This window comes from Pseudomonas sp. p1(2021b), from assembly GCF_020151015.1.
Classification (GTDB): Bacteria; Pseudomonadota; Gammaproteobacteria; order Pseudomonadales; family Pseudomonadaceae; genus Aquipseudomonas; species Aquipseudomonas putida_K.
The window spans coordinates 3,010,821-3,023,768 of record NZ_CP083746.1 but is presented as its reverse complement, the minus strand read 5'-3'; the positions used below and the strand labels follow the sequence as shown (position 1 = coordinate 3,023,768).

Genomic DNA, 12,948 nt, shown 5'->3' with positions numbered 1-12,948 from the left:
GCCTTTCGACTGTAATCGCGGGACAAGCCCTACACAGGATCGCGTAAGCCCGGAGTTACGCGATCCTGTGTGGGGCTTGTCCTGCGATTGGGCTGGAGCAGCCACCTGATCAGCCTGGCGCTTTCTTTCAGAATTGTAATGTTCATGCCACCGCGACGATAAGCGCCCCGCTCTAGAGTCCCTCGCCAAGCTTTCCGACGCTTGTCGACGAGGACCTCACCGTGCCGTGCAACCGTGCCACACCCCGCAATGCTGCCTTGTTTGGCCTGCTATTGGCTTTGCTTGTCATGCCGCAGCTACAGGCAGCGCAAGGCTTGAGCCTGCCCCAGGCGCTCGACGCCGCCTTCGCCCAGAACCCCGAACTGGCCGCCGCTGGCCGTGAAATCGGTATCGCCGAGGGCGAGCGGCGCCAGGCCGGGCTGATCCCCAACCCTGAACTGTCCTGGGAGGTCGAAGACACCCGCCGCGACACCAGCACCACCACCGTGACCCTCAGCCAGGCGCTGGAGCTCGGCGGCAAGCGTGGCGCCCGGACCGAGCTGGCCAGCGCCGGCCAGAGCGTGGCGCAGCTCGAACTCGAGCGCCAGCGCAACGGCCTGCGCGCCGATGTGGTCCAGGCCTTCCATGCCGCTCTGCGGGCGCAGACCGCGCTGGAGCTGGCGCAGCAGTCCCAGGCCTTGACCGAGCGCGGCCTGCAGGTGGTTCAGGGGCGGGTCAAGGCCGGCCAGTCCTCACCGGTCGAGGTCACCCGTGCCCAGGTGCAGTTGGCCCAGGCACGTGCCCAGGTGCGCCGTGCCGAGTCCCAGCGTACGGTCGCCTACCAGGCCCTGGCGCGCCTGACCGGAAACCCGTTGGCCTCCTTCGACCGCCTCGATGCCAGCCACCTGTCGCCAGGGCCTGCGCCCCGCGCCGAGGCCTTGCTCGACAAGGTTGCGCGAACCGCCGAATGGCGCCTGGCCGAGGCCCAGATCCAGCGGGGCGAGGCGGCTCTGGGCTCGGAGAAGGCCCTGCGCATACCCAACCTCACTGTGAGCCTGGGCAGCCAGTACAGCCGCGAAGACCGCGAACGGGTGAACGTGGTTGGCCTGTCGATGCCGCTGCCTTTGTTCGATCGCAACCAGGGCAACGTGCTGGCTGCCGCCCGGCGTGCCGACCAGGCCCGCGACCTGCGCAACGCCGTCGAACTGCGCCTGCGCAGCGACACCCGTAGCGCCGTCAGCCAGTGGGCCGCCGCCATGGAGGAGGTGCAGGCCTACGACCGCACCATCCTGCCGTCGGCCCAGCAGGCGGTCGACACCGCCACGCGAGGGTTCGAAATGGGCAAGTTCGGCTTCCTCGACGTGCTCGATGCCCAGCGCACGCTGATCGAGGCGCGCGGACTGTACCTGGACGCCCTGGCCTCGGCCACCGATGCCAGGGCGCAGGTGGAACGTATCTATGGCGATCTGGGTGAGGGGTTCTGATTGGGCCGCACAGCGGCCCCGGAACCCAGAGCTGCCCGTCTTTTCAGGAGTAATGATGAACAACACCCGCAAGATAGCCCTCCTGGCTGCCGCCTTCGCCGTGTTCGGCCTTGGCGGCCTGGCCTGGACCAATACCGCTGGCAACGTCCGCGATGACCATGGCGAACAGGCCCACGCCCATGATGGCAAGCAGGATGACGGCCACGGCCACGGCCATGGCGAGGAGGGCGAGGAGGGCGAGGAGGGTAGCCTGCACCTTAGCGCCGCCCAGATCGAAGCCGCTGGCGTGCAGTTGGTCGCTGCCGGACCAATGACATTGGGCACCGCCATCAGCTTCCCAGGCGAAATCCGCTTTGACGAAGACCATACCGCCCATGTGGTGCCAAGGGTGCCTGGGGTGGTCGAAGCGGTGCAGGCCGAACTGGGCCAGGCGGTCAAGCGCGGCCAGGTACTGGCGGTGATTGCCAGCCAGCAGATCTCCGAGTTGCGCAGCGAACAACAGGCCGCTCAACGGCGCCTGGAGCTGGCGCGGCTGACCTTCAAGCGCGAACAACAGTTGTGGCAGGAGCGCATCAGCGCCGAGCAGGACTACCTGCAAGCTCGCCAGGCGTTGCAGGAAGCCGAGATCGCCCTGGCCAACGCCCGGCAGAAAGTCGCTGCCGTGGCGCCGGCAGGGGCCGGCAACCGCTATGAACTGCGCGCACCGTTCGATGCAGTGGTGGTGGAAAAGCACCTGACCGTAGGTGAGGTGGTCGATGAAACCAGCAATGCCTTCACCCTCTCGGACCTCAGCCGGGTATGGGCGACCTTCGCCGTCACGCCTGGCGACCTGGGCCGGGTGACCACCGGGCGGAACGTGACCGTCAGTGCACCAGACCTGGGAGCCGAAGTACAAGGCAAGGTCAACTATGTCGGCAACCTGCTCGGCGAGCAGAACCGCGCCGCCACCGCCCGAGCCACTCTGGCCAACCCTGACGGCGCCTGGCGCCCGGGGTTGTTCGTGACGATCGCGGTGAACATCGAGCGCTTCGACGCCGCGGTGGTGGTGCCGGAAGCGGCCCTGCAGACCTGGGAAGCGCAGACGGTGGTCTTCGCCCGCACCGAGGAGGGCTTCGAGGCCCGCCCGGTCAAGACCGGCCGGCGCGATGCCGGCCAGGTGGAAATCACCGAAGGGCTGGCCGCCGGCACCCAGGTGGCGGCCGCCGGCAGCTTCGTCCTCAAGTCCGAGCTCGGCAAGGGCTCGGCCGAGCACAGCCACTGACCCAGGAACGTATCCATGTTCGAACGCCTGATCCAATTCGCCATCGAGCAGCGCCTGGTGGTCATGCTCGCGGTGGTGCTGATGGCCGCCGTGGGCATCAACAGCTACCAGAAACTGCCCATCGACGCGGTACCGGACATCACCAACGTCCAGGTGCAGATCAACACCGCCGCGCCCGGCTATTCGCCGCTGGAAACCGAGCAGCGCATCACCTTCGCCATCGAGACGGCCATGGCCGGCCTGCCTGGGCTCAAGCAGACCCGTTCGTTGTCGCGCTCGGGCTTGTCCCAGGTGACGGTCATCTTCGATGACGGCACCGATATATTTTTCGCCCGGCAGCTGGTGAACGAGCGCCTGCAAGTGGCCCGCGAGCAGCTGCCTGAGGGCATCGAGGCGGCCATGGGGCCGATTTCCACGGGCCTGGGCGAGATCTTCCTATGGACCGTCGAGGCCGAGCCGGGGGCACTCAAGGAGGACGGTACGCCCTACACCACCACTGACTTGCGGGTGATCCAGGACTGGATCATCAAGCCGCAATTGCGCAACGTGCCCGGCGTGGCGGAGGTCAACACCATCGGTGGACATGCCAAGCAGTACCTGATTGCGCCAGACCCCAAGCGCCTGGCGGCCTACAAGCTCACGCTCAATGACCTGATCGGCGCCCTGGAGCGCAACAACGCCAACGTGGGGGCCGGCTACATCGAGCGCAACGGCGAGCAACTGCTGATTCGCGCTCCGGGCCAGGTGGCGTCGGCCCAGGATATCGCCAGCATCGTCATCTCCAGTGCCGATGGCGCGCCCATCCGGGTCAGCCATGTCGCCCGGGTCGGGCTGGGCCAGGAGCTGCGTTCGGGCGCGGCCACCGAGAATGGCCGCGAGGTGGTGCTGGGCACGGTGTTCATGCTGATCGGCGAAAACAGCCGCACGGTGTCCCAGGCCGTGGCCGCCAAGCTCGCCGAGGTCAACCGCAGCCTGCCCAAGGGGGTGGTAGCCGTGACGGTGTACGACCGCACCAACCTGGTTGAAAAGGCCATCGCCACGGTGAAGAAGAACCTGGTGGAGGGCGCGATCCTGGTGATTGCCGTGCTGTTCCTGTTCCTGGGCAATATCCGTGCGGCATTGATCACGGCCATGGTCATCCCGCTGTCGATGCTGTTCACCTTCACCGGAATGTTCAGCAACAAGGTCAGCGCCAACTTGATGAGCCTGGGAGCCCTGGACTTCGGCATCATCGTCGATGGCGCAGTTGTGATCGTCGAGAACGCCATCCGCCGGTTGGCCCATGCGCAGCAGCGCCATGGGCGCATGCTGACCCGCAGCGAGCGCTTTCACGAAGTGTTCGCCGCTGCTCGCGAGGCGCGCAGGCCCTTGGTCTATGGCCAGTTGATCATCATGGTCGTGTACCTGCCGATCTTTGCCCTGACCGGTGTCGAAGGCAAGATGTTCCACCCCATGGCCTTCACCGTGGTGATCGCCTTGCTGGGTGCGATGATTTTGTCGGTCACCTTCGTCCCGGCGGCCATCGCGCTGTTCGTCACCGGCAAGGTCAAGGAAGAAGAGGGCGTGGTGATGCGTACCGCACGCCAGCGCTACGCACCGGTATTGGGCTGGGTGCTGGGCCATCGCAACTTGGCGTTCGCCGGGGCAGCAACCCTGGTGCTGTTGTCGGGCGTGCTGGCCAGCCGTATGGGCAGCGAATTCATTCCCAGCCTCAGCGAAGGCGACTTCGCCCTGCAGGCCCTACGCGTGCCAGGTACCAGCCTGAGCCAGTCGGTGCAGATGCAGCAACAGCTGGAAACGGCCATCATCGCCCAGGTGCCCGAGGTGGAGCGGGTATTCGCTCGCACGGGTACCGCTGAGATCGCTTCCGACCCGATGCCGCCGAACATCTCCGATGCCTATGTGATGCTCAAACCGCGCGAGCAATGGGCCGACCCGGGCAAGCCGCGCGAAGCGCTGATCGCCGAGGTGCAGCGCGCGGCGGCCAGCGTACCGGGCAGCAACTACGAGTTGTCCCAGCCGATCCAGCTGCGTTTCAACGAGCTGATTTCCGGCGTGCGCAGCGATGTGGCGGTGAAGGTGTTCGGTGACGACATGGCAACGCTCAACCGCACCGCCGCGCAGATCGCCGCCACCTTGCAACAGGTGCCGGGGGCTTCGGAGGTGAAGGTCGAGCAGACTACCGGGCTGCCGGTGCTGACCATCGATATCGACCGCGACAAGGCCGCCCGCCATGGCTTGAACATCGGTGATGTGCAAGATGCCATCGCCATTGCCGTCGGCGGCCGAACGGCCGGTACCCTGTACGAAGGCGACCGGCGTTTCGACATGGTGGTGCGCCTGCCCGAGACCCTGCGTACCGATGTCGACGGGCTTTCGAACCTGCTCATCCCGGTGCCGGCCGGCGCAGCGGCAGGGGCAACGCAGATCGGTTTCATCCCGCTGTCCCAGGTGGCCACGCTCAACCTGCAACTGGGCCCGAACCAGGTCAGTCGTGAGGATGGCAAGCGGGTGGTGGTGGTCAGTGCCAACGTGCGTGGGCGCGACCTGGGGTCGTTCGTCGAAGAGGCCGGGCAGGCCTTGATCGACCAGGTGCAGGTGCCGCCGGGCTATTGGACGCGCTGGGGCGGCCAGTTCGAGCAACTGCAGTCGGCCGCCGAGCGCTTGCAGGTGGTGGTGCCGGTGGCGCTGCTGCTGGTGATGGCGTTGCTGCTGATGATGTTCAACAACCTCAAGGATGGCCTGCTGGTGTTCACCGGCATCCCGTTCGCCCTGACCGGCGGGGTGCTGGCGCTGTGGCTGCGGGATATCCCGCTGTCGATCTCCGCCGGGGTCGGTTTCATCGCGTTGTCTGGGGTGGCGGTGCTCAATGGCTTGGTGATGATCGCCTTCATCCGCAACCTGCGCGAGGAGGGCCGGTCGCTGGGCGCGGCCATCGAGGAAGGGGCGCTGACCCGGTTGCGGCCGGTGCTGATGACGGCGTTGGTGGCGTCGTTGGGGTTCATTCCCATGGCGCTGGCCACCGGTACTGGGGCGGAGGTGCAGCGACCGCTGGCGACCGTGGTGATCGGGGGGATCCTTTCGTCCACCGCGTTGACATTGTTGGTACTGCCGGCGCTGTACCAATGGGCACACCAGCGGGAGGAGGGGGAGCCTGGTTGAAGGCCGTAGGGCTGCTTTGCAGCCTATCGCGGGACAAGCCCGCTCCCACACGTTCTATGAGAGCCGGCTTGCCAGCGATAGGGGCCTTGGGTCTACGTCGCTTCAGCCTGACGCTCACCGATTTCCTCATGCAACGAAATCCGCGAGGTCTCCGGCAGTGCCAAGCCACCGAGCAACGCCACCAGGGCGATCGCCACCAGATAGAACGCTGGCGCCAGGCTGCTGCCGGTCTGGCTGATCAGCCAGGTCGCCACCAGCGGTGCGGTGCCTCCGAATAGGGTGTAGGCCACGTTGTAGGTGATCGCCGAGGCGGTGTAGCGGGTGCGGGTCGGGAAGCTTTCCGAGAGCAGCGCGGCGGTGACCACGCCGCTGAGCAAGGCGCCGATCGCCAACAGGATCACCCCCAGCAAGGCGCCTGACATCGACCCCGAGCTGGCCAGCCAGTAGGCCGGAAACACCGCCACCATCACCCACAGGCAGGTAAAGCCAATGGTCTTGCGCCGTCCGACGCGGTCGGAGAACGCACCGGCCAGGGGGCAGCCGACGGCAGCCACCAGCAGCGCCACGGTGGACACCAGCAGCGACTGGGCACGGGTCAGGTTGCCGACCATCTGCAGGTAGGTGGAGAAATAGGTGGTGAACATGTAGAACGACAGCGCGGTCAGGGAAATGAAAGCCCCTAGGTTGCGGATTGCCCGGCCGTGATGGCGCAGGGTGTCCTTGAGCGGCGAATGACTATGTTCCTTGCCCTCAGCCATGGCCTCGCGGAAGGCTGGGGTTTCCTCCATGCGCCAGCGCAGGTATAGGCCCACCAGCCCCAGCGGTGCCGCGATCAGGAAGGGAACCCGCCAACCCCAGCTGCTCATCGCCTCGGGCGTCAGGCTGGCTTCCAGGGCATAGGCGATCACCGCTGCACAGGCGAAGGCCGAAAAGGTCGACACCGGCACGAAGCTGCCGTAGAAGGCGCGTTTGTCCTGGGGCGCATGCTCCATCAGGTAGGCGCAGGCACCGGCATATTCGCCACCGGCCGAAAAGCCCTGCAGGCACCGGGCCAGGGTCAGCAGCAAGGGCGCTGCCAGGCCGATGCTGGCGTAGGTCGGCAGCAGGCCGATCAGGGTCGTGGAGCCGGCCATCAGCAGGATCGTCAGCGACAGGATGCGCTTGCGTCCCAGACGATCGCCCAAGGCGCCGAACACGATGCCGCCCAACGGGCGCAGGGCGAACGCCACGGCGAACACCGCGAAGGTCTTGAGCAGGGCGATGCTCGAATCCTCGCCGGTGAAGAACAGGCTGGCGATCAGCGTGGCGAGGAAACCATAGACGGCGAAGTCGAACCATTCGACGAAGTTGCCAATGGCCGAGGCGGCGATCACCCGGCGCAGGGTGGCGGGGGATACCTCATGGGGTATGGGCATGGGGGTGTTCTCCGGTCTTCATGGGCAGCCTGGACGAAAGTGCCGCGGTCGGGCCGCGGCATCGTTGTTATGAGGCCCAGTAGAGCGGCAGGTGGGGCGAGGCGCTTTTTCATGGACGACATCGGGATACCTGATCTGGCCCTGTCGCGGGGCAAGCCCCACCTGTTCTGCGGTGTTTCTGAAACACCTCACTAGAACCGCAGGTCCATCGCCACCTCGAACGTGCGCGGTGCGCCCATGTAGTACTGCGTGCCATACGCCTGCTTGGCATACAGCTCATCGGTCAGGTTACGCACCCGTGCGGTGATCGCGGTGTGTTCGTCCAGGCGATAGCGGGTGAACACACCGAACAGGGTATAGGCAGGGGCTTGGAGCGTATTGGCATTGTCCGCGTATACGGAGTCCACATAGCGCACATCCATCCCCGCGGCCCAGGCCGGAGTGAGGGCGTAGGTGAGCCACAGGTTGGCGACGTTGGCCGGGACGTTGACCGGGGTATTGCCCTTGCGCGATACCGATTCGCCGCCGACCGCTTCGTTGAAATCATCGTACTTGGCATCGACATAGGCATAGTTGGCCTCGGCCAGTAGCCTCGGCGTGACCTGCAGCCGGCCGGACACTTCGATGCCGCGCGAAGTCTGCTGGCCCGCCTGGACGGTCACGTTGGGGTCGTTGGCGTCGCGCACCGCGAAGTCCTTGCGCACGATCTGGTACACCGCCAGCGTCGCCGCGCCGCGCCCGTCGAGGAAGTCGAACTTGCTGCCCGCTTCCCACTGCTCGCCTTTGGACAGGTCGAACAAACCCACGTTGGAGTAGGTGGCAGACGCCAGGGCGCCGGCCGGCAGATCGGCGGCGGTACTGTATTGCAGGTATATGCTGGCCGACGGCGTCAAGGCGTAGGTCAGGCCGACACGCCCACTCAGGGGCTCCCAGCGGCGTTCGAAGTAGGCCGGGCTGGTGGCCGAGACCGGGCCATAGTTGTGCACCTGCATGTCCAGGTAGTCGTAGCGCAAGCCAGTCAGCAGGGCCAGGCGCTCGGTGAGCTGCAGGCGGTTTTCAGTGAACAGGGCGCGGTTGGTCACTTCGTGGTGGCGTTGCTTGCTCAGGCCATTGTTCACGCCAGGGATGTCCTCGAAGCTACCGGGGTCGAAGTGGTCCGGGTCGACTACATCGCTCCAGTTGCCGGACGTAGGGTAGAGCGTCTGGCGCATGCGCGAATAGTCCAGGCCCAGCGCCCATTGGCTGGCCAGGCCGAACAGCGCGTGGTCGTGGCGCAGTTCGATACGGTCGCCCAGTACCCGCTGTTCGTGGCGCTGCAGGTAGGGGCCGGAGCGCACGACATTGCCGGCGTCGTTGTAGGCGTAGCGCTCCAGGTTGCGGTAGTCGCGCTGGGCATTGTAGTGGTACAGGGTGTTCTGCACGCGGGTACTGTCGCTGACCTGGTAATCCAGGATCGAGCGCAGCCAGCGCACGCGCTGTTCGTAGCGGCCGTCGGCGACGTTGTAGTTCTCGAAGCGCCGGTGCCGGTCGATCTTCATGGTGCTGCGCCCCGGCAGGATCGGCGCGCCCCAGTAGGGGCTGTCTTCCTTGTCCTCTTGGTACTCCAGGGCCAAGGTATGGGTCAGGGTGGGCGACAGGTCGCTGAGCAGCGAGAAGGCCAGGCTGTCGGTCCAGCGCTCGTTACGATCGACATAGCCATTGCCGTGGCCACGGCTGAAGTCCAGGCGGGCGAAATGCCGGGCCTCGGCCGGGTTGCCGGCCAGGGCCTGGTTGATGCCGAAGGCGACTTCCGAGTCGTCGTAGCTGCCATAGCGCACCCGTGCATCGACGATCTGCTCGTCGCGGCTGGCCAGCTTGGTAATGTAGTTGATCGACCCGCCCACGGCACCGGCGCCATGCAGGAACGACGAGGGCCCGCCAAGCAGCTCGACCCGGTCGATGGCCCAGGCGTCCACAGGGCGGGTAGCGCTGCTGTAGCCCAGGTTGATGCCGTTGTAGAGCTGGGTGACCTGATTCTGGGTAAAGCCGCGGTAGGCCACGTAGCCGCCATAGCCGGGATTGGCCGAGGCATTGACGCCGGTCATGGCGTTGATCACATCCTGGGTGTCCTTGGCGCCGCGCTCCTCGATCACACGGCGGTCCGAAACGCTCACCGAGGCCGGGGTTTCTCGGGCGGTCAAGCCGAGCCGGGAACCGGTGCGAATCGGCTCGTCCAGCTGAACGCCGGTGGGCGCCTGGCGTTCGCCATCGACGGTGGTGGCGGTCAGTTCGATAGGGGCGGTACCCGCCCAGGCGTAGCTGCAGGTGCCCATCAGGAGCACCAGGGAGGTCTTGCGAATCATGTTGTCAGGGCTTCCACGCAAAGGTCATGGCTGACCACCAGCGCGCACGGCTGGCGTCAGGCGAAGGTCGCTGCTGCGGGGAAGGCGATGGGAGAGGCGCGGGGGTTGAGGGCGGGGCGCAGGTAGCGTGGCGGCGGCTGCGCCCAACTGCGTGCGGCGATGGGTGAGGGCGTGTTGCCCCGGGCCCGGAAGAGCGCCCAGCCGTGGCTGGCCAGCGGTACGGCCAGGGCGAAGGATGAGCACACCGGGCAATCGAGCTGGGCCATGTGCTGGTCGTTGCTGCTGTCGCCCAGGTCGATGGCCGGGCCGTGGTCGCTGGAAAGCGAACAGAAACCGCCCTCCAGCCCGGCCAGGCGCAGGCCGCTCATCTGGCCATGATGCAAGCCGCACAACAATAGGCTGAACAGGACGCTGGCATAGAGCGCCCAGGCAGTCAGCGAACGTGTCTGGCGGGAGGTGTTCATGGTTGGCGAATCTACCATTCGAGTGGATGAGCGGTATAACGCGCAGGTGCGGTGGAATGTCGCAGCGATGCCGGTGGGCCTAATCACGGGACAAGTCGGACCGCCGCACCGCCGCTCCTACAGGCCTTGTCAAATCAATGAGTTATGCGTTGTTCTATGAGAGCGGTCTTGTGCCGCGATCAAGGGCGCAGCCCTTGGCATGCGGCTTCGATGCAGGGCCGCCTAGAGCGAATCGTCGTTGCGCGGGGCGCCGCCACCTGGGCTGCCGGAGTCATCCAGGTCGCCACTGTTGCCAGTGCCGGGCCCTGTCTCTCCGGGCTTGCCGTGGGCGGTGCCGTCGCCGCCGGTGTTGTCGGTGTCGTTGGCATCGGTGCCGGTACCGATGCCCAGACCGTCGCCCCGCGTGCCGGCGCCCATCGGCCCCCCGTCACGGTCGATGGTGCCGGTGCCGGGTACCTGTTCGCTCGGGATGCGCTGGGTGTTCGGCTCGTTCGCTGCCAGCGCCAGGGAGGCGCCGACGCCCAGGCTGAGAGCCAGGCCCAGGGAAAGGACACGTGTGTGTTTCATCGGGGATCTCCCATCCAGGTGTCTTCTGCGTTCGAGCGTGCCCAGGCTTGCGCGGTGCCGACGCCCTGACGGACGGAGCAGGCAGCACCTTCAGCGGGCGTGCTCGGCAACCACCCGGTTGCGCCCGGCCTGCTTGGCCGTATACAGCACCTGGTCGGCACGGTTGAGCACATCGGCCGGGGTTTCGTCCCCTTGCGCGTCCCAGCGGGCGACCCCAAGCGAGAGGGTAATGGCACCCACCGGCTCGATCGGCGTGTCCTGCACCCCCTTGCGCAGGCGCTCGGCCACGGCCGTCGCCACTTCCAGGCTGGCCTTGGGCAACAGGATGAGGAATTCTTCACCCCCGGTCCGGCACAGCACGTCGCCTTCACGGCAGCAGCGGCGCATCAGCTCGGCCAGGCGCTTGAGTACCTGGTCGCCGACGTCATGACCGTGGCCATCGTTGATCTGCTTGAAGTGGTCGATATCCAGGGCGACCACGCAAAAGCCGCGCGCCTCGGCCTCCAGCAGCGCCAGGCTGAGCTCCAGGCGCCGGCGGTTGCCCAGCCCTGTGAGCGGGTCGGTCTGGGCGTCGCGGTTGAGCCGGCCGATGCGTTCCTGCAGCAGGTTCAGGCCGAACAGCAGCGCTCGCTTGAGTTCGGCGGCTTCGAAGTACCAGGCTCGGACCCGGTGCAGGCGTTCTGCCGTGCCGGCTCTGTCCAGGGTGCGCGCGGCGGCCGCCAGTTGCCGCAGTGGGCGGGTGATGGCCAGGGCCAGCCACCAGAGCACCAGGGACCCGACCAGGGCCAAGGGCACGGAGATACCGATCACATCGAGGATCAGGCGGCGCAGCGGCATCACGGTCTGGGCCAGCGGCTGCTGGGCGACGATGCCCCAGCCGGTGCTGGGCACCGTGGCGAAGCCTGCAAGCATCTCCACGCCATGGGTATTGGTCACTTGCTGCGTGCCGTTGCCCAGGGTGGCGAGCCGATCGACCAGGGCGTTGCCGCTGACCACCGTGCCCACCCGCTGGGTGTCGGGGTGATAGAGCAGGCGGCGGTTACGGTCGACCACGTAGAGATAGGCGCCGTTCGTGTAGAAGTGCTTGTCGAGCAGGCTGTTGAGGATGTTGTGCTCGCGCAGGTACAAGCTGCCACCCACGTAGCCCAGGTACTGGCCGTCGGCGCTGAAGATCGGCTGCGACAGCATCACCACCAGGTTGTTGGCGGTGGACAGGAACGGCGTCGAAATCAGTGTTTTGCGCGCTTGCAGTGCCTGGACCGCGCCCGGGGTGTGCAGGCGGGTGCCCAGCACCTTGCGCAGGGGCGCAGGCGAAATGGCTCGGAGCACGCCTTGGGCGTCGACCAGGTACACCGAGTTGAAGGCATGGCTCTGGCGCAGCACACGGTCGGTTTCGGCTTGGGTCAGCTGCGCATCGCCCAGTTGCCGGGCCTGGACCGTAGCACTGAAAGCCAGCTGCTGCAGGGCATTGCCAACGAACGTCTCGGTGATGGCTGCAAGCTTGGCGGCATACACCCGGTTGGCCTCCAGCGCATGATCGATCAGCAACTGGCGCTGCACACGATAGCTGGCGAAATAGCTGGTCAACAGCATCACCGTGGCGGTGAGCGCCGACAGCACGAGGATCAACGTGCGCAGATCCAGGCGCAGGCCTTTCTTGGCGTGTGGCAATCCTGACCTCAACAGCGGGAAAGAGTGACCACCTTACCTGTTCTGCACCGTGGTGGCCATGGGGCATCAAGGAGGCAGCGCAGGCAGTTCACGGCTGGGTCTGTTCCAGCTCGAGCAAGTCCTGCTCGACCTGCTGCATGCGCTGTTCGGCCAGCGCCTGGGCTTTCCCATCGTTGGCACTTTCACGCATCAGGGCGGTGAGCTTTTCGCTCAACTGCCTGCCCTGTTCGGTTTCCTCCAGCGCCCTGGCCTTGGCGGGATCCTGGGTGGCGGTGACGATCAGGTCGAACTCGGCATCGCTGAAGTGCGCCTCGCTGTAGAGCTTGAACAGGTCCTGGCGTTGATCTTCGACGGTCAGGTGCTTGCGCACCACGGCCTGGATCTGTTCCTCGGACAGGCCGGGGTGCTTGGGTGCGAGCAGCGCGGCGATCTTGTCGATGTTGTGCGCGTAGGCCTCCTGCAGGGGCAGGTTGGCCAGGATCTTTTCTTCGCGGCTGGGCGCCTGATCGCAAGCGGCCAGGGCTGCGAGCAGGAGCAACGGGAACAGGCATCTGGGAGGGCGGGGCATCGATCGGGCCTTGGGTTGGTCTGGCGGGCAGTTTA

The 12,948-nt window shown here is 66.2% G+C and carries 9 protein-coding genes; 3 read left to right on the top strand and 6 right to left on the bottom strand.

Features of this window, described 5'->3' with window-relative positions:
* Positions 1-287 precede the first annotated feature (287 nt).
* Genes K8374_RS14045 through K8374_RS14035 form a run of 3 tightly spaced genes read left to right on the top strand, consistent with a single transcriptional unit; the run spans position 288 to position 5,886 of the window.
* Positions 288-1,463 carry a TolC family protein gene (locus tag K8374_RS14045; RefSeq protein ID WP_224456062.1) on the top strand — a complete coding sequence of 392 codons (1,176 nt, stop codon included), beginning with the start codon at positions 288-290 and terminating at the stop codon, positions 1,461-1,463.
* A 55-nt stretch (positions 1,464-1,518) separates the two neighbouring features.
* Positions 1,519-2,724, top strand: a complete 1,206-nt coding sequence (locus K8374_RS14040) for an efflux RND transporter periplasmic adaptor subunit (protein ID WP_224456061.1) — start codon at positions 1,519-1,521, stop codon at positions 2,722-2,724.
* A 15-nt stretch (positions 2,725-2,739) separates the two neighbouring features.
* Positions 2,740-5,886, top strand: a complete 3,147-nt coding sequence (locus K8374_RS14035) for an efflux RND transporter permease subunit (RefSeq protein ID WP_224456060.1) — start codon at positions 2,740-2,742, stop codon at positions 5,884-5,886.
* A gap of 92 nt (positions 5,887-5,978) precedes the next feature.
* On the opposite strand, the gene K8374_RS14030 is transcribed toward K8374_RS14035, so the two are convergent.
* From K8374_RS14030 to K8374_RS14005, 6 genes are all read right to left on the bottom strand, one after another.
* Positions 5,979-7,301: an MFS transporter gene (locus K8374_RS14030; protein WP_224456059.1), complete on the bottom strand. Its 1,323-nt coding sequence runs from the start codon at positions 7,299-7,301 to the stop codon at positions 5,979-5,981.
* 191 nt (positions 7,302-7,492) lie between these two features.
* Positions 7,493-9,643, bottom strand: a complete 2,151-nt coding sequence (locus K8374_RS14025) for a TonB-dependent receptor (RefSeq protein ID WP_224456058.1) — start codon at positions 9,641-9,643, stop codon at positions 7,493-7,495.
* 56 nt (positions 9,644-9,699) lie between these two features.
* Positions 9,700-10,107: a DUF2946 family protein gene (locus tag K8374_RS14020; protein WP_224456057.1), complete on the bottom strand. Its 408-nt coding sequence runs from the start codon at positions 10,105-10,107 to the stop codon at positions 9,700-9,702.
* 222 nt (positions 10,108-10,329) lie between these two features.
* Positions 10,330-10,674, bottom strand: a complete 345-nt coding sequence (locus K8374_RS14015; RefSeq protein ID WP_224456056.1) for a hypothetical protein — start codon at positions 10,672-10,674, stop codon at positions 10,330-10,332.
* A 90-nt stretch (positions 10,675-10,764) separates the two neighbouring features.
* The gene (locus K8374_RS14010; protein ID WP_224456055.1) at positions 10,765-12,345 is read right to left on the bottom strand and encodes a sensor domain-containing diguanylate cyclase; all 1,581 of its coding nucleotides are present in this window, start codon (positions 12,343-12,345) and stop codon (positions 10,765-10,767) included.
* A gap of 88 nt (positions 12,346-12,433) precedes the next feature.
* Complete coding sequence (locus tag K8374_RS14005) at positions 12,434-12,913, bottom strand: hypothetical protein (RefSeq protein WP_224456054.1); 480 nt, start codon at positions 12,911-12,913, stop codon at positions 12,434-12,436.
* Between the last annotated feature and the right edge of the window lie 35 nt (positions 12,914-12,948).

What these genes read in the sequence shown, in the direction of transcription:
- K8374_RS14025 (WP_224456058.1), bottom strand. Translation starts at nt 9,643, where the DNA reads ATGATTCGCAAGACCTCCCTGGTGCTCCTGATGGGCACCTGCAGCTAC.
- K8374_RS14040 (WP_224456061.1), top strand. Translation starts at nt 1,519, where the DNA reads ATGAACAACACCCGCAAGATAGCCCTCCTGGCTGCCGCCTTCGCCGTG.
- K8374_RS14045 (WP_224456062.1), top strand. Translation starts at nt 288, where the DNA reads ATGCCGCAGCTACAGGCAGCGCAAGGCTTGAGCCTGCCCCAGGCGCTC.
- K8374_RS14015 (WP_224456056.1), bottom strand. Translation starts at nt 10,674, where the DNA reads ATGAAACACACACGTGTCCTTTCCCTGGGCCTGGCTCTCAGCCTGGGC.
- K8374_RS14005 (WP_224456054.1), bottom strand. Translation starts at nt 12,913, where the DNA reads ATGCCCCGCCCTCCCAGATGCCTGTTCCCGTTGCTCCTGCTCGCAGCC.
- K8374_RS14020 (WP_224456057.1), bottom strand. Translation starts at nt 10,107, where the DNA reads ATGAACACCTCCCGCCAGACACGTTCGCTGACTGCCTGGGCGCTCTAT.
- K8374_RS14035 (WP_224456060.1), top strand. Translation starts at nt 2,740, where the DNA reads ATGTTCGAACGCCTGATCCAATTCGCCATCGAGCAGCGCCTGGTGGTC.
- K8374_RS14030 (WP_224456059.1), bottom strand. Translation starts at nt 7,301, where the DNA reads ATGCCCATACCCCATGAGGTATCCCCCGCCACCCTGCGCCGGGTGATC.